At 63.4% G+C, this 17,160-nt stretch carries 10 protein-coding genes; all 10 read right to left on the bottom strand.

Translation table 11 applies throughout. The features are described 5' to 3' along the window. Window positions 1-22: 22 nt before the first annotated feature. Window positions 23-676: a hypothetical protein gene (locus GTP23_RS11255; protein ID WP_161035208.1), complete on the bottom strand. Its 654-nt coding sequence runs from the start codon at window positions 674-676 to the stop codon at window positions 23-25. 18 nt (window positions 677-694) lie between these two features. Then, window positions 695-2,533, bottom strand: a complete 1,839-nt coding sequence (locus GTP23_RS11250) for a CHASE2 domain-containing protein (protein ID WP_161035207.1) — start codon at window positions 2,531-2,533, stop codon at window positions 695-697. Between the two features lie 249 nt (window positions 2,534-2,782). After that, entirely contained in the window at window positions 2,783-3,685 is a 903-nt protein-coding gene (locus GTP23_RS11245) for a ribose-phosphate pyrophosphokinase (RefSeq protein ID WP_161035206.1), read from the bottom strand. Beyond that, window positions 3,682-5,193 (bottom strand): thymidine phosphorylase family protein, encoded by a 1,512-nt coding sequence (locus GTP23_RS11240; RefSeq protein WP_161035205.1) that lies wholly within the window; start codon window positions 5,191-5,193, stop codon window positions 3,682-3,684. The genes GTP23_RS11245 and GTP23_RS11240 overlap by 4 nt, the downstream gene beginning before the upstream one ends. Continuing rightward, window positions 5,190-6,551, bottom strand: coding sequence for an MBL fold metallo-hydrolase RNA specificity domain-containing protein (locus GTP23_RS11235; protein ID WP_161035204.1), 1,362 nt, complete (start codon window positions 6,549-6,551; stop codon window positions 5,190-5,192). The genes GTP23_RS11240 and GTP23_RS11235 overlap by 4 nt, the downstream gene beginning before the upstream one ends. 98 nt (window positions 6,552-6,649) lie before the next feature. Further along, window positions 6,650-7,777, bottom strand: a complete 1,128-nt coding sequence (locus GTP23_RS11230; RefSeq protein WP_161035203.1) for an acyltransferase family protein — start codon at window positions 7,775-7,777, stop codon at window positions 6,650-6,652. A gap of 60 nt (window positions 7,778-7,837) precedes the next feature. Further along, complete coding sequence (locus tag GTP23_RS11225; protein WP_161035202.1) at window positions 7,838-11,086, bottom strand: ligand-binding sensor domain-containing diguanylate cyclase; 3,249 nt, start codon at window positions 11,084-11,086, stop codon at window positions 7,838-7,840. A 32-nt stretch (window positions 11,087-11,118) separates the two neighbouring features. Next, complete coding sequence (locus GTP23_RS11220; protein ID WP_202412138.1) at window positions 11,119-11,382, bottom strand: hypothetical protein; 264 nt, start codon at window positions 11,380-11,382, stop codon at window positions 11,119-11,121. Between the two features lie 175 nt (window positions 11,383-11,557). After that, a complete protein-coding gene (locus GTP23_RS11215; RefSeq protein WP_161035201.1) occupies window positions 11,558-14,149 on the bottom strand; it encodes a bifunctional aconitate hydratase 2/2-methylisocitrate dehydratase in 2,592 nt (863 codons plus the stop codon). 566 nt (window positions 14,150-14,715) lie between these two features. Then, complete coding sequence (locus GTP23_RS11210; protein ID WP_161035200.1) at window positions 14,716-17,130, bottom strand: TonB-dependent receptor domain-containing protein; 2,415 nt, start codon at window positions 17,128-17,130, stop codon at window positions 14,716-14,718. Window positions 17,131-17,160: the final 30 nt, after the last annotated feature.

Genomic DNA, 17,160 nt, shown 5'->3' with positions numbered 1-17,160 from the left:
CCCTTCAACATCTGCTTCACCATTACAGAGCCAGCATTGCGCGCAATTGCGCATACACGCGGTCACGTTCGACGAACAGATTGGCATCGTCGTAAATCGCGGCCTGATACAGCAGGCGCGCCACCGGATCGAGCCCGGCCTTGTCCAGCTGCGCCAGCTGCTGCTCCACTTCCTGCCGCTCGGCCGCATCGGCCAGCGTGTATTCGCCGTGATAAGTCGCAACCCGCGTCACCAGCGTCCACTGGTAGGCATCGCCGCCACTCACCGGCACATCGAATTCCAGCGCACCATTGGCCGGCGTCGCCAGCGTCTGCGCACCGCGCGCCAGCAGGAAGGAACGGATACCTTCACCTGCCACGGCACGCAAATCGAAGTGGACACCGGCGCTACCGGCCAGCACGGTGCCGTTCGGCATACCGTCCGGTATGGCCGGCTCCAGCCGGCGTCCCCCCGTCTTCTTGGTGGACAGCAGGCCGGCCCATACTGAGCCCAGCGATTTGCCGCTCAGTCCCGGCACCACTTTGCAGGGATCGGTCGCGCGCAGCCGCTTGGCCGCTTCGGCCACTGGCGCAGATTTGTCGCTCTGACCCAGCGGAGGCACGCTGCAGTCCGTCGCAGCATGGGCCGCGATGGCAGTAGACAGCGACAGAGATAGCACCAACATCGACTTCAGCATGGATCTCACCTTTCCAGTTTAATGACTTAACATGACGATCAGGGCAGCGACCAGCACCACCCAGTAGGCACTGTGGCGCAGACAGAACGAGAGCGCCCCGGCCAGCTCGCGCCAGCCGTGTATTTCGTGCTGCACGCCGAGCAGCTGCGCCGTCCACCAGCGCGCCGGACGGGAAAAGCTGCGCCACTGCAGGCTGCGCAGCAAGCCTATGAACAGCACCAGTACCAGCCCGGTGATCACGCCGGCAAACGCAGCGAGCAGCCATCCCATGCCCAGCGCCAGATACTGGTCCGCTGCCACGCCGGCTAAAGCGCCGCACAGCAGCCACGCCAGCAAGTGCGCGCGCGGATAGGCTTCATGACTGCCATGGTCAGCGTGGCTGCCATGGCCGCCCTTGTGCTCGGCCTGAGGGGCGGGCCACAGCACGGGCAATACCCGGTCGAGCAGTGTCGCCAGCAGCGTCAATATCAGCAGCTGCAATGGCATGGACCAGTGGTGCAGCAGCGGCACCAGCAGCACCAGCACGCTGCAGGTCAGCACGACCGACATCACCTGCGCCGCCATCAGCGCGCGCCGGGGCTGCTCCTGCTCCGCTTCGCTCAGTTCCAGACTGGCCGCAATCGGGCCGCGCACAAAGCCGTCGATCAGCATGCTCAGGCCTATCAGCAGCGGGGCGATCAGGATGCCGTGCATGAACAGCAGCACGGAGAGCTGGAAGAACAGCCACAGCATGATCGCAAAATACAGTACAAAACCCAGCACCAGCAAGGTGGAATTCTCGCGCTGATAGCCTTGCCCGTGCAGGCTCACTTTCAGATAGCGCGACCAGAAGAAGCCTATGCCGAGCGAGAACACGAAGGCCGTCAGGATATCGGTCGCCACGCCAACGGCATGGGGCAGTTCGCGCACGGGATGGGCCTGCGTCCAGGCGATGGCCGCGTGGATGGTCACGCCGGGCAGCGGCCCCATAGGCGTCAGGAAGCGGTCATCCTTGCTGCCGCCATAATCGCCGCCGAAATACACATCGCGCCCGGCCCAGTTGCCGATGTTCTGCACGGCCGGATCATCGAGCGCCAGCGCCACCACCTGCTTGCTGAAGCCGGCGAAATTGATGGCCTCGGCCGAAGCATCGTCGGTCACCGGATCAGCACCGCGGCGCAGCCAGCGCTCGCGCCCGTCGGCCGTGCCCAGCTGGTGGCACACTTCCACGCTGCCCCGTTCGTGCATGGCATCGGCCATGGCCTGGCTCTCGGGCACAAAGTCGATTACGGCGCCCAGCGACACATTCAGTGCGCCATCGCCGAAGGCCACGCCGGCACGGCAGCGTTGCGCCAGCCACTCGGCCTTCTGCGCCAGCAGCGTGTCCGAGCCGACGCGGAAAGGCATCAGCAGCACCAGTTTGTCAGCATGCTGATCGAGCAGCTGGTCCAGCTGCTGCTGGCAGCCGGCGCGGCTTTCCTGCAGCGACGGCGACAGATCGAAGTCCACCAGCAGCTGGCGCGGCTGGTGCGCCAGCATCTGGCCCAGATCTTCCGCCAGTTTGCAGCGGTCCAGCGGCGCCCGTTCCAGATAGCGCTGCTGCCACTGGTTCTCGCTCAGATACAGCACCACCGGCCCGCTGCCATTCAGCGCCACCTGCGGCGCGGTCAGCAAAGCCTGATTCGATACCACCAGTAGCGATAATTTGGTCAGGATCGCCAGCGCGCCCACTTTCAGCGCCAGCACGGCCAGCGCGGCCGAAAACAGGCTGGCACGCAGATCGGCGTTGAAGTGGTGGGCACACAGATCGGCCAGACGGCGGAACGAGAGCCAGAGCGCGGAAATGGAAGTAGAAGTAGCTTGCTTGGAAGTAGTCATCGTCAGTCAGTGAGCCGGCAATAACCCGGCTGAAAACCGACGTGGTTTATGCACTAGGCTTGCGATTCGTCAATACTCTTAGTTGTTTTTTATTATCACTTGAAATAATTAGAAAGACAATTTTGCCTTGAGGTATGTGGCAAAAACGCCGCTCGACGCTGTGACAACGTGCGTATTTGCGCCTATTTCAAAATGACGTTCTTGATCAAAACAAGTCAGAGCAAGGACGGATCACGCCAGCCGCAAGCCTTAGCCAGCCAGCATGCGCTGCGCGGCGGCCGCCAGCGCCGGCATCAGGTCTATGCCATTGCTGGCGTGCGGCACGGTATTGCAGCTGACCACAGCGGCCACGCCAGTCTGCTGCAGCACGCTGTAGGCATCGCCGGCAAACAGCGCGTGCACGGCAATGCAGATGGGCGCTGCTGCGCCAGCCTGCTTCAGCTGCCCGGTCGCGGCCACCATGGTGCGCGCCGTCGAGGCGATATCGTCGACCAGCACGGGCGTGCGCCCTGCCAGCAACTGGGCCGGTGGCAGCGACACGGCCACTTCGTGGTCGCCGCTACGCACCTTGCTCAGCACCGTGTAGGGGCAGCCGGCCAGTTCTGCCACCTGGGCGGCCCATTGCTCGCTTTCGCTGTCCGGCCCCACCACTACGGGCGCCGCCACGTTCCGGCGTATCCACTGGGCGATCGCCGGTGCAGCCGCCACTACTTCGCTGGCCACGCTATACACTTCGTCGAGGCTGAGGATGCGGTGCAGATGGGGATCTACCGTCACCAGCGCATCGCAGCAGGACGACAGCAGGCGCGCGAAGTGGCGCGCCGTAATGCCCTGCCCCGGCTGGAACACGGCATCCTGCCGCATATACGGCAGATAAGGCAGTACCAGCACGATGCGCCGTGCGCCGAGTTCGCGCGCGACGCAGGCCGACAGATACAGTGGCAGCAGCTTGTCGTCCGGATGGTCGAGCGCAGCCACCAGCACCACGTCACGCCCTTGCGGCTCGGGCAGAATCTGCGGGCAGCATTCGCCATCGGGGAAGCGATGCAGTTTCAGTGCGCCACGCTCGCACTCCTTGCTAAGTTTCAGCGATTCGGCCAGTGATTCGGCCAGCACTTCGGCGCCGGGCATGGCCAGTAGCAGCGGTTTCATGGATGCTCCTCGATGGTGTACAGGTCTTCCTGCGCATGGGCATAGCTGAGCGCATAGGCCAGCTCGCCCGGCGATTCCGCATGCAGTGTGTAGAGCGGCTGCCCGACTTCGACTGTCGTGCCCAGTGCCACATGCAGCAGCAAGCCGGCGGCACTGGCCTTGGGTGCACCGGCCAGCTTGGCCAGCCTTGCCAGCCGGCGGTTGTCCACGGCCACCACCTTGCCGGCATGCTGGGCCGTGATGACATGGGTGTGCGCAGCGCGGCCCGGCTCGCGCATGCCGCCCTGCGCAGCGCACAGGGCCTGCATCTTGTGCCATGCCGCGCCGCTGGCCAGCACTTCCATCGCCAGCGCCACGCCCTGCCCCGGCAAGGCTTTGCCACCCAGTTCCAGCAAGCGGCCGGCCAGCGTGACAGCTCGCTGGCGCAGATCGTCGGGCGCACCGGCTTCGTTGCGCAGCACCGCCAGCACATCCCAGGCTTCCAGCGCCGGGCCTATGCCGCGCCCTACCGGCTGCGAGCCATCGCTCTGCACCACATCGATGGCCAGACCGAGCGCCGTACCGACTTCGATCAAACGGCCCGCCAGTGCCGCAGCGGCAGCCGGCGAACGCACTTTGGCCGTGCGGCCGACGGGGATATCGATCACCACATGGGTGGAACCGGCAGCGATTTTTTTCGACAGCACGGACGCCACCAGCAGGCCATCGCTATCGAGTCCCAGCGGTCGCTCGACGCGGATCAGCATGTCGTCGGCAGGGCTGAGCGAAACGGCGCCGCCCCAGACGATGCAGCCGCCCTCCTGATCCACCACGCGCCGCATGGCCGGCAGGTCCAGCCCCACCGGCGCCAGAGTTTCCATAGTGTCGGCCGAACCGGCCGGCGACGTAATCGCGCGCGAAGAAGTCTTGGGGATGGTCAGGCCGCAGGCGGCCACGATGGGCACCACGATCAGCGTGGTGCGGTTGCCGGGCAAGCCGCCCACGCAATGCTTGTCCACCACGATGTCGCGCTCCCAGTACAGGCGCTGGCCCACGCCCACCATGGAACGGGTCAGGGCGATGGTCTCGGCCACGTCCATGCGGTTGCCGGAACAGGCCGTGATCAGCGCCGCCATCTCGATATCCGAGTAGTGGCCGCCAGCGATATCGTGCACGATGGCTTCCACCGCATCGCTGGTGAAGGGCCGGCCATAGATCTTGCCGCGCACGGCGGAGAAAGACTGCAGCGGCGGCGCGTGCTTGACCTTGACGGGTACACCATCCTCACCGCCCAGCGCATGCCAGGCCGCTTCCGACAGGCCTAGCTGATGGCGTCCGATCAGCGATTCGTGCACCACATTGAGCGTGGCGATGATATGGCGGCTGCCGCAGCAGACCTGTATGCGCGACTGCGCCTCGAAGCCTTCCGAGCGGCAGATCGGCGAATCGCTGCGCAGATAGGCCACCAGTTCCTGATAGGTGTCGATGCCGAGACGGCGCAACACCAGCGCATCGGGATTGAGATTCATACCAGCTCCACCTGTTCTTTGTATTCGGGCACGCGGCAAGGCCAGTGCAGGGTTTCTTCGATGCGGTGGCGCAGCGCATCGGCTGCATCAGGCTCGCCGTGGGTGATGAAGACCTGCTTGGGCGCCTGTTTGAAGTGACCCAGCCAGGTGAGAATTTCATTGGCGTCGGCGTGGGCGGACAGATTGTCGATCTGGCTGACCTGCGCGCGCAGCGGCACATATTCGCCATGGATCTTGACGGCGTCTATCCCGTCCAGCATGGCGCGTCCGCGCGTACCGCCAGCCTGGAAGCCGGCGAACAGGATGGTGTTGCGGCTATTTGGCGCAAAGGCCTTGAGGTGGTGCAGCACGCGGCCGCCGGTGGCCATGCCGCTGGCGGCAATGATCACCATCGGCATCTGCCGCTGGTTCAGCTCTATCGATTCTTCCACACTGTTGACGATCTTGGCGGCATGGCACATGGCCTGACACTCTTCCTGGTTCAGGCGATGCAGCTTGCGGTGCTTCTGGTACAGCGCCGTGGTATCGATGGCCATCGGACTGTTCAGATAGACCGGCAGCAGCGCCGGTATCTCGCCGCGCTGTTTCAGGCGGTGGATTTCGTACAGCAGCGACTGGGCGCGGCCCACGGCAAACGACGGGATCACCGTTACGCCGCCGCGCGCGGCCGTATCGCGTATGGTCTGGCCCAGCAGCACGGCAGGATCGGCCGGATCGTGGTTGCGGTTGCCATAGGTCGATTCCAGCACCAGATAGTCGGTCTGTTCGATCAGCGTAGGCTCCACCATGATGGCGTCATGCAGCCGGCCCAGATCGCCGGAGAACGTCAGCGTACGCTTGCCGTCATTGAGCGTGACGATGGCCGCGCCGAGGATGTGGCCGCCCAGAGCCAGCTGCGCCGTCAGCCCTGCCGCCACCTGATGCGGCTTGCCGAAGGGAATAGGATGGAAGTACTCCAGCGCGCGCAGCGCATCCTCTTCCGTGTACAGCGGCAGTGCCGGCGCGTGGCGCGAATAGCTGTGGCGGTTGGCATGGTTGGCCTCTTCCTCCAGCAGGCGGCCGCTATCGGGCAGCAGGATCTTGCACAGGTCGTAGGTGGCCTCGCTGCAGTAGATCTTGCCGCGGAAACCTTCGCGCACCAGCAGTGGCAGATAGCCGCTGTGGTCGAGGTGGGCGTGGGTCAGCACCACGGCATCGATGGAATCTGGCGCCACGGGAAACTCTTCCCAGTTGCGCAAGCGTAGTTGTTTGTAGCCCTGAAACAGGCCGCAGTCGATCAGGATGGTGGCGCTGCCCGTGTTGAGCAGATATTTGGAACCGGTCACGGTGCCCGTGGCACCAAGGAATTTGAGCTTCATGGCATGGCCCTGGAATGTTGTGCGTTGGCCGGCGCAGTCGGTCACTGCGTCTAGGTCTAACGACAACATTGCCTGTAGTAAAGCTCGATTTCCTTGATCTAGGTCAAATTATCACTGGTGCGTCCTGCTAGGCCAGTAAATCGTGCGGGCCGGCTGCGCAGCCAGCTCACCAGCCGCTGCTCTACCAGCTCGTAATAGCCATAGGCCACGACCACACAGATGGCAGTCGAGCACCAGACGAAGTCCCAGCTATGCGAGCTCCAGCCCTGCCGTTCGACATAGCGGATCAGCAGCTGCTGGGTGCAGGTGTGGGTCAGATACAGCGAATACGAGATGCTGCCCAGCCAGAGCAGCAGCGGCGGCACACGCAGGCTGACCGTCTTGCTGATCAGGGCCAGCGTCAGCACCAGTGCACCGGCAAACAAACCCCAGCCCATGGGGCCATGGAAAGCCCAGAAGCGCACCAGGCTGTACCAGCTGCCGGCCGCCACCACCAGTAGCAGCAGATGCCAGCACAGGCGCGCCGAAGGCAGACGCCAGGGCGCGCGGTATAGCCAGGCCGCCCATACGCCGAACAGGAATTCCAGCACCAGCGGGTTGCTGGCCACGTTCAGCAGCACGGGGCGCAGGCCGGCATCGTGCTGGGGACTCAGATTCCAGTCCTGCCACACAGCGGGATCGAGCAGCACGCCACCGATAATCAGGCCGTGCAGCACCAGCCAGCGCCAGCGCTGGGCACACATGGAGAGCGCAAACACGGCATAGAAATACATTTCGAACACCAGCGTCCACGCCACCGGCAGGAACATGTCGAAATAAGGCGGGGTGTGGCTGTTGGCCGGAATCAGCAGCAGGGTTTTAAGCAGGCCATTGCTGCCCGCCGCCTTGAGCGCGGCCAGCCCGCCATTCATGGTGTAGGCCCATACCAGCACCATCACGGCCAGCGGCGGCCAGACCCGCAGCAGACGCCGGCGCAAGAAGCTGCCTACCTCGCTGCGGCCCTGCCCCATGGTGGTGTAAGCCATGATGAAGCCGCTGATGACGAAGAACAGATCCACCCCCGCCGCGCCCACCGTAAGCCAGTGTTCGGCCACGGGCCATTCGGGCGTATCCAGTAAAAAATAGCGGGCGTGGGTAAATACCACACCCAGACAGGCGATGGCACGCAGTGCCTGTATCCATTCGAGACGGTGCTGGGCCGGTTCCGCCGTCGCTGCTAGCTGCATAGAAGTCAAATATGTTCTTTTGATAAAACATTATAACTTGTTAGGCAGCCCTGCGTGCTGCTATACCTGCGCTTCGGCCTGTACTGCCAGATGCACCGAAGAGCAATGTAGCTCGACCTCGGGCAGGGCCTGCAACTGGCGTAACTCCTGCCGCACGATCTCGTGCAGCCGGTCGGCATCGCTTTCCTGCACGGTGCTGACGCCGCACCAGCCGTCACGGCCGTGATGCTTGACGTGGTATAGCGCGGCATCCGCCATTTCGATCAGTACCGGCCAGCCCACGGCCTGCGGCTGGGCAGTACTGAGCGGGAAGCAGGCATAGCCGATCGAACAGGTTTTGCCCAGCGCCGTACCATCGGGCAGCAGGAAAGGCTGCTGCGCTACCGCCAGCCGGGCCCGTTCGGCCAGCTCGGGCGCGCGGCTGCGCCGGGTGGCGCGCGCCACCACGAGGAATTCCTCGCCGCCCCAGCGGATCAGGTAATCGCTGTCGCGGAAGGTCGATAGCAGACGCGCGCGCATCTGCTGCAATACGGCATCACCGGCCGCATGACCATACTGGTCATTGACGGGTTTGAAATGGTCGATATCGATCAGGAAGAAGATCAGGTCGCCGTCATCGCCGGCCTGCGTGCCACGCCGTTCCTGCTCGGCATAGCGGCGCAGCGACTGGGCCACATCGTTATCGATCTGCTCGGTCAGGAAGCGGCGGTTATGTAGGCCCGTCAGCGGGTCGGTACGGCTGGCCAGTTCCAGCGCCACCGTCTTGGCTTCCAGCGCGGCCGAAACCTGCTGCAATTCGGCCGTGCGCTCGCTGACACTGAGCTCCAGCATCTGCTTGCGCCGCTGCAGCTGGCCAGTGCGCCACTGCAGCAGCGCCACCAGGGCCAGCACCAGTAACACGACCAGTCCCGTACGGGCCCACCAGGTTTCCCACCACAGGGGCAGCACCAGCACCTTCAGGCTGGCGGAATAGGGGCTCCACACGCCATTGCGGTTACTGCCCTGCACCTGCAGCGTATAACTGCCGGGCGGCAGCTGATCATAGCTGGCGACCCGTAGTGCGGCGTCCGTTTCGCGCCAGTCCTCGTCATAGCCCTGCAGCTGGTAGCGATAGTGCAGACCTTCCGGATAGCTGTAGTCGAGCGCGGCGAATTCCACCCGCAGCGTGCGCTGCTGCGGGCCGACCTGCAGCACGCCTGCGGGCGGTACTACCACCGCCTGCCCGCCGGCCAGCACACGCGTCAGCACCACCGGCGGCTGATAGGCCCACGGCACATAACGCGTGGTATCGATCAGCAGCAGGCCGGCACTGCCACCGAACAGCATGCGCCCATCCTTGAGCGCCGTGTAGGAACGGAACCAGCCTGTACCGAAGTCCACCCCGTCGGCCGGACTGAATTCGTAGAACCTGTCGCTGACCGGCGAATAAATGCCACGGTGCGACCAGATCCTGCCCTGTCCGTCGTGCAGCAGGTTGGCGCCTATGCTGCGTCGGCTGCCGGCCCGCACCGGGATCACCAGCGTATAGCGGGCACGCTGGCCTTCGATATGGTCTATACGGTATAAACCATTATCCGTCTCGCACCAGTAGGCACCGCCTGCATACAGCAAACCCTTTACCGACCAGCGCGCCGCCTGGGCATCGGGATAGGAGGCCAGCTTGTGCAGCTCGGTACCAGCGGCATCGCGCCAGTACATGCCATCTACACCACCCACCCAGATGCGGCCATCAGGCGCCAGATCGAGCGCATCGACATAGCCGCGCAAAGGTCCGCCCTGCGCCAGCTGGACGGGCTGCAGTTCGCTGGCGCCAGCCGCCAGCCGCAGCAGACCATCCTGGGTAGCGATCAGCAGCGCACCATCCGGCTCGAATAGCAGCCGTCTGACCTTGCCGCCACCGGTGTCGTAGCTGCGCAGCAGGCGATGCGTGCCATCGAACTGGTAGAGGCCATAATCGGCACCCAGCCAGATCTGGCCGGAACGGCTTTGCGCCATGGCCGTTACGGGACTGGCACCGGCCTGCGCCATGCGGCTGCGCGGCAGCGCCAGATGGCCGCTGGGCCGCAGCGCGCTATCGAGTATCGTCACGCCGCCTTCCGAGCGGCCCAGCCAGACTTCGCCATTGGCCATCTGCAGCACGCTGCGCACACCGATATCGGCTTGCGGATCGCCGCCGTCCGGCACCAGTACCGCAATGCCGGGCAAAGGCGGCACATAGCGCTGTACACCGCCGGAAAATTCGCCCACGAACAGTACGCCGGAGGCGTCACGCACCAGCCCCCGCACATCGGCCCCGGGCAAGGTGTGGGGCTGATCGCGCCGGTGCGTCAGGCGTTCGCGCAGCGCACCGCTGGCGCCATCGCGCACATCGATGCCATTGCCCCGCCCTACCCAGACGGTCTGCCGGTCCGCCGCGATCATGGTGTTGACGGGACCGGCCGCTTCACTGCCATCCTGCGCCATCCAGCGCACAGTGCCATGCTGCGGATCGAGCAGCAGCAGGCGGCCATTCTGGGTGCCCACCCAGATCACACCGGCAGCATCCTGAAACAGCATGGTCACGGTTTCCTGCGCTAGCGCCTGCTGGTCGGCGCCGGCGGGCAGCGCCGCTTCGAAGCGCTGCGACGCACGCTTCTTGCGCACCAGTCCCTGACGCCCACCGGCCCACACATCGCCCTGCCGGTCCACCAGCAAGGCAAACATCCAGTCGCTGGGCAAACCTGCTACGCTGCCGCGCCAGTGGCGGAACTGGCTGCCGCCGGCAGGCAGGTAATCGACCCCGCCGCCGGAGGTGGCCACCCACAGCCCGCCCTGCTCTTCGCGTGCCAGCGCCCGCACCACCCCGCTGGTGAGCGAGGCCGGATCGGCGGCATCATGCTGATAGAACACTGAATGGCCGCTGTCGGCATCGACATAGGCCAGCCCCACCGTGACCAGCCCGGCCCACAGATGGCCGTGGCCGGCCGGTACGATGGCCGTTACGAAACCCATTTTTTCCGCGCTGGCGGCGCCGGCTTTCAGACCGAGACGCTGGAAGCGGTAGCCGTCAAAGCGCGCCAGCCCGGTAGGGCCACCGGCCCAGATATAGCCACGCTCGTCCTGCGCCAGCGCCGTCACCACGCCGTCCGGTATGGCATCGCCCGTCTGGGCCGGGATAAAGCGCAGCCCCTGCTGCGGCATAGGACTGGCCAGTACCACGCCGCCCAGCAGGCTGGCACATAGCAGTACGAGCAGACCCCGCACCCGCAGGCTGCGGGCGCAGATCAGAAACACAGGGCGCAGAACAGGCGTGAAGATGACGCGCAGCATTCAGCGACAGGCAGACTGGCGGGAAGCCACACTCATGGTCTGGCCGGCTCAGGCGCAGGGGCTGGCGCTGGCACGGCAGCCTTTTTGCTGGCTTCCTCTTCCTTCTGCTGTTTGGCCTTCTGCTTGGCCATGTGGCGGCCTGCCACGCAACCGACCACTGCACCGGCCACCGCATGCTTGCCTGCCACATGCCCGACCACGCCGCCTACCACGGCGCCTTTGATACAGCCCTTGGCCTGCACTGCCGGCGTCGCGCCGATCAGCAACATCAGGCTCGCCGCTATGATTTTCTGCATAATCCTATCCTCCCAGCGCTGCTTGTATAGCTTACATATTACACGCCTATGCGGCAGTTGCACGCATTAGGCCGGAGCAATGTCCGTTTCAGAAAACAAAAGGCCCGTACACTGCAACAGCGCACGGGCCTGATCCACGCGGGTGCCGCTGGCGGCACCTTTGCTGAGGAGCGAATTACTTGCTGATGGCGACGGTGTCGGCCACGCTGCGGAACTCGTCGATCTGGTCGAAGTTCATGTAGCGGTAGATCTGCGAGGCGTTCTTGTCGATCACGCCGATCTGCGACATGTACTCTTCCTTGGTCGGGATGCGGCCCAGTGCCGAGCACACCGCCGCCAGTTCGGCCGAACCCAGATACACATTGGTTTCCAGACCCAGACGGTTAGGGAAGTTACGGGTCGAGGTCGACATCACGGTAGCGCCCTTGCGGATCTGTGCCTGGTTACCCATGCACAGCGAGCAGCCCGGCATTTCCATACGGGCGCCGGTGCGGCCCAGCGTGCCGTAGTGGCCTTCGGCCGTCAGCACTTGCGCATCCATCTTGGTCGGTGGCGCGATCCACAGACGGACCGGGATATCCGACTTACCTTCCAGCACTTTCGAAGCAGCGCGGAAGTGACCGATGTTGGTCATGCAGGAACCCACGAACACGTCGTCGATCTTGGCGCCAGCCACGTCGGCCAGGGTTTTCACGTCGTCCGGATCGTTCGGGCAGGCCACGATAGGCTCGTGGATGTCGGCCAGATCGATCTCGATCACGGCAGCGTATTCGGCATCGGCGTCCGGCGACAGCAGTTCCGGATTGGCCAGCCAGGCTTCCATGGCCTGGATACGGCGTTCCAGCGTACGCTTGTCCTGATAGCCGGTCGCGATCATCCACTTCATCAGCGTGATGTTCGAGGTCATGTACTCGATGATAGGCGCTTTATCCAGATGCACGGTGCAACCGGCCGCCGAACGTTCTGCCGACGCGTCGGACAGTTCGAATGCCTGTTCCACTTTCAGCTGTGGCAGACCTTCGATTTCCAGAATACGGCCGGAGAAGATGTTTTTCTTGCCTTTCTTGTCCACGGTCAGCAGACCCTGACGGATCGCGTACAGCGGAATCGCGTTGACCAGATCGCGCAGGGTCACGCCCGGCTGCATCGCGCCTTTGAAGCGTACCAGCACCGATTCAGGCATATCCAGCGGCATCACGCCGGTAGCCGCAGCAAACGCTACCAGACCGGAACCGGCCGGGAACGAAATACCGATAGGGAAACGGGTGTGCGAGTCGCCGCCGGTGCCGACGGTGTCAGGCAGCAGCAGACGGTTCAGCCACGAGTGGATCACGCCGTCGCCCGGACGCAGGGCTACGCCGCCACGGTTTTCGATGAAGGTCGGCAGTTCGCGGTGCATCTTCACGTCCACCACTTTCGGATAAGCGGCGGTGTGGCAGAACGACTGCATCACCATGTCGGCCGAGAAGCCCAGGCAAGCCAGATCTTTCAGCTCGTCGCGGGTCATCGGGCCGGTGGTATCTTGCGAGCCCACGGTGGTCATCTTCGGTTCGCAGTAGGTGCCCGGACGGATACCTTTGCCAGCTGGCAGACCGCAGGCACGGCCAACCATCTTCTGGGCCAGCGAGAAGCCGCGGCCGCTGTCGGCCGGATCTTGCGGCAGACGGAACAGGGTCGATACTGGCAGACCCAGTGCTTCGCGGGCTTTGGCGGTCAGGCCACGGCCGATGATCAGCGGAATACGGCCACCGGCGCGTACTTCGTCGAACAGCACGTCCGATTTGACTTTGAATTCAGCGATGACAGCGCCGTTTTTCAGGGCTTTGCCTTCGAACGGACGCAGTTCGATCACGTCGCCCATTTCCATTTGCGACACGTCCAGTTCGATCGGCAGTGCGCCCGCATCTTCCATGGTGTTGTAGAAGATAGGAGCGATCTTGGTGCCCAGGCAGACGCCGCCGAAACGCTTGTTCGGGATGAAAGGAATGTCTTCGCCGGTGAACCACAGCACCGAGTTGGTGGCCGATTTACGCGACGAACCGGTACCGACCACGTCACCCACGTAGGCGACCAGATTGCCTTTGGCTTTCAGCGCTTCGATCTGCTTGATCGGGCCGACTTTGCCTGGCTCTTCAGGGTTGATGCCCGGGCGCGGGTTTTTCAGCATCGCCAGAGCGTGCATAGGAATGTCCGGACGGGTGGTGGCGTCAGGGGCTGGCGACAGATCGTCGGTGTTGGTTTCGCCCGACACTTTGAATACGGTCAGGGTCATGCTCTGTGGTACTTCAGGACGCGAGGTGAACCACTCGGCGTCGGCCCACGACTGGATCACGGCCTTGGCGCGGGCGCTGCCCTTGTCGGCCAGTTCTTTCACGTCATGGAAGTAATCGAACATCAGCAGGGTCTTTTTCAGACCTTCGGCAGCGACGTCACCGACGACGGCGTCGTCCAGCAGGTCGATCATAGGCTTGATGTTGAAGCCGCCCAGCATGGTGCCCAGCAGGCGGGTTGCCAGCTCGCGCGAGACCAGCGGCGAGCTTTCCGTGCCTTTGGCCACAGCCGACAGGAAAGCGCATTTGACTTTGGCCGCATCATCCACACCGGCAGGAACGCGGTTGGTGATCAGGTCGACCAGGAATTGTTCTTCGCCAGCAGGCGGATTCTTCAGGAGTTCGACCAGGTCCGTGGTCTGGGCAGCCGACAGCGGCAGCGGTGGAATACCAAGGGATGCACGTTCAGCGACGTGGGTGCGGTAGGCAGCTAACATGGAGAACTCTCATTCAGGTTGATTGCAGGGAAGCGGAGCGACTCCGCCGACTCTGATGACTATTGTACCTCAACAAGTCTTATATAAGACATATAATAGGAGACAGCACGCACATTTTGCCACAAAACAGCGGTAGCAGCAGCTAAAACCGTGTTTTCACCAGCTCGCGCCGCGCCCGTCGGCCAGCCGTCCCCGACAGTATTTTGCACCTGTCCGGCCAATCGGGAAAGCGCAATCTTGCGATCCGGCGGCGCTGGCATCGTCATTTTCAGCCCGGCAGCACAGCCGCCACACTGCCCAGCAACACATCGGGCAGCTAAACGGCGGGACGAAGGTCCGGTGAAGGAAATAGACAGCAGCTAAGCCGGACGCCAACATTGATTTATTGGCAAATATACCCGGCCTGCGCAACAATATATATCGGCGGCAAGTCGGCCACCGACTACGCCGGAGTATGGGGGGATCACTCCGTAGACTGGCGGGCCCGGGGTGGTTGCCCGCACAATTTCGCTGCGGCCCCGAACTACACATAAACAACAGTCAGGGTCGCACCAGCTGAGGCTGTCCTACTTGTCAGCCGCCGGCTTGTCGCTGGCCGGCTTCTCTGCCGGTTTGTCGGCCGGAGCTGGCTTGGCCTGCTGGCCCTGGATCATGCGCATCGCATCTTTGCCGGCCTGGCTATCCGGATTCAGGCCGGCTGCCTGCAGCGCATTGCGCACCGCATCGTTGCCCGTCACGCCGCCAAAGGTGTAGCGCAGGCCCACGTACAGGCGGCGCTGATGCACGCTCACATCGTTACGGTCACGCAGGATGTCGGTATCGACGCGGTAATGCTGGTCGGTGCCGCGCAGCACGTCATTGGCACGGATGTTGAGCGACAGGCGCGGCGAGAATTTATGCTCGAGCGCCAGATTCACCATGCTGAACGGATCGCGGTAGCCTTCGCCCGACAGCTGTTTGCCCTGACGGAAAGTCATAAAGGTCAGCGTATCTTCCGGCGTAATACTCCATTGCGCCCCGCCCTGCAGACCCAGCGATGGCGTACGGCGCTTCTCGCCGGTCGGTCCCAGCAAGCCCAGACGGTCCTGCTCGACATAGCCCCAGTGACCGTTGAACATGAAGCGGATCGGTGGCAGCGTCATCCCCGCCAGCTTGATATTGGGCGGAATCATGGCCATGATGGAGAACTCCACCCCGCCCGCGGCGCGGTCGCCTTCATTGACTTTGCTGGTCAGCAGCGTGGTTGGGCTGACGAAAGTGCGGCGCTCGGTGATCACGTCTGATTCATGACGCAGATAGCCACGCAGGCTGGCCGGCGCCAGCCCCATGATCTTGGTCTCGTAACCCAGCTCCAGCGAGTGCAGCTTGACCGGATGCAGATGCGGGTTGCCGGAACTAATCGAATATTCGCTGGCGTAATTGACGAAAGGATTCAGGTCGCCCGCATTCGGGCGCGAGATGCGGTCTGCGTATGACAGGCGCAGATTGGAGAACTGGTCGAGCTTATAGGTCAGGAACAGGCTGGGCAGATAGTTGGTGTAGCTATTGCTTGCCTGCACATTGGTACTGACCTGATTCAGGTCCAGCTCCGTATGCTCGACGCGCAAGCCGCCTTTGAACGACCACAGCGGGTTGATCGGCAATTCATAGGTCGCATAGGCAGCAGTGACATCCTGCGCCAGTTCGAACAGATTGCTGCGGCGGGTATCGAGTGCTCCGTTATCCAGGAACAGATAGCGGTAATCGCTGGTCTGACGGGTGCGCTGCCAGCGCCCGCCCGCAGTCAGGAAACCGCCAGCTACCTTGCCGGAGAAATCCGTACTCAGGTCAGTCAGACGCACCTGGGTCTCCACGTTCTGGGTGTAGTCGCGCAGCACGGGCGCCGCGATCACAGGCAGGGTCAGCGGCTGATACAGCGCCGCCGTATCCACATTATTGTTGTTCGAGGAATGGCGCAGATCGACCTTCAGGCTTTCGCCATCCGTATTGAAGCGGCGCTCCCAGCCAGCAACGAATTCGTGATTGAGCGCATCGCCACTGGCAGTGCGGTGGGTCAGATAGTCCACCAGCGGCGTGCTGCCGGTACCGAAGTCGGCCAGATGCTCATTGGTGCGGCCATCATTGCTGCGCTTGTTCAGCGAGACCGATCCCGTCGCCGTATCGCGTTCGTTGTAGTTGTAGCGCCCGCCTACGCCACCCTGTATGAAATCCGTCAGGCCGCTGCGCTGCGAGGTCTGGTGCAAGCGGCTTATGCTGCCGTTGGCCGGATCTATGCGTTCGCGCGTACCATCCGCATCGGACTCGTTGCCGTCGCGGCGGTAATTGAGGGTGCCGTTTATCGAAGCGTAGCCGGCACTGTAGCTGCCAGTGGCGAAAGCGCTTTTGCGCCCGGCCGGGCCGACATTGCCGGCCACGCTGCCATTGCCACCGGGCTTGGTGTAGCGGCGCGTAATCAGATTCAGGATAGGACCGCCACCGGCCTCGTTGCCGAATTCCGCGCCCGGGTTGTTAATCACCTGTACCGATTCATAGTTCTCTGCCGGCAGCGCATTGATGGCGGCGGCACGGTTTTCCCCCTGCATCTGGGCCGTCGGTTTGCCATCCACCAGCACAGTGACGCGCTCGCTGCCGCGCAGACGCACCGTGCCATTCGGATCGACGTTCACGGATGGCACGTTGTTCAGTACATCGCCCACCGAAGCGCCAGCCGTGCTGGCGTCGTTTTTTATGTCATACACCTGACGGTCAATACGATTAGTCTGGCGCTCGCTGACCACGTTGACCACCGGCGTAGTCCCCGCTTCCGCCGCACTGCTGGTGGACGTAGCCGGCTGGGCGCTCGCTTGTGCTGCATGCGGTTTTACTTCTTCCTTGGCCTTGGCTGGCGCGGCTTCGGTGGTCTGGGCTTGTGCTTGCCAGCTCAGGAGCAAGGCAGCAATGGTAAGGGAGAGAGCGGACGGCGACGGCATAGACTTGGACATAAATGGCTAGCGACAAAGACGATGATCGGA

It is taken from the genome of Duganella fentianensis (assembly GCF_009857835.1).
Classification (GTDB): Bacteria; Pseudomonadota; Gammaproteobacteria; order Burkholderiales; family Burkholderiaceae_D; genus Rugamonas; species Rugamonas fentianensis.
This window is presented reverse-complemented; position numbering and strand designations above follow the sequence as displayed.

What these genes read in the sequence shown, in the direction of transcription:
- GTP23_RS11235 (WP_161035204.1), bottom strand. Translation starts at nt 6,551, where the DNA reads ATGAAGCTCAAATTCCTTGGTGCCACGGGCACCGTGACCGGTTCCAAA.
- GTP23_RS11250 (WP_161035207.1), bottom strand. Translation starts at nt 2,533, where the DNA reads ATGACTACTTCCAAGCAAGCTACTTCTACTTCCATTTCCGCGCTCTGG.
- GTP23_RS11225 (WP_161035202.1), bottom strand. Translation starts at nt 11,086, where the DNA reads ATGCTGCGCGTCATCTTCACGCCTGTTCTGCGCCCTGTGTTTCTGATC.
- GTP23_RS11220 (WP_202412138.1), bottom strand. Translation starts at nt 11,382, where the DNA reads ATGCAGAAAATCATAGCGGCGAGCCTGATGTTGCTGATCGGCGCGACG.
- GTP23_RS11210 (WP_161035200.1), bottom strand. Translation starts at nt 17,130, where the DNA reads ATGTCCAAGTCTATGCCGTCGCCGTCCGCTCTCTCCCTTACCATTGCT.
- GTP23_RS11215 (WP_161035201.1), bottom strand. Translation starts at nt 14,149, where the DNA reads ATGTTAGCTGCCTACCGCACCCACGTCGCTGAACGTGCATCCCTTGGT.
- GTP23_RS11230 (WP_161035203.1), bottom strand. Translation starts at nt 7,777, where the DNA reads ATGCAGCTAGCAGCGACGGCGGAACCGGCCCAGCACCGTCTCGAATGG.
- GTP23_RS11240 (WP_161035205.1), bottom strand. Translation starts at nt 5,193, where the DNA reads ATGAATCTCAATCCCGATGCGCTGGTGTTGCGCCGTCTCGGCATCGAC.
- GTP23_RS11255 (WP_161035208.1), bottom strand. Translation starts at nt 676, where the DNA reads ATGCTGAAGTCGATGTTGGTGCTATCTCTGTCGCTGTCTACTGCCATC.
- GTP23_RS11245 (WP_161035206.1), bottom strand. Translation starts at nt 3,685, where the DNA reads ATGAAACCGCTGCTACTGGCCATGCCCGGCGCCGAAGTGCTGGCCGAA.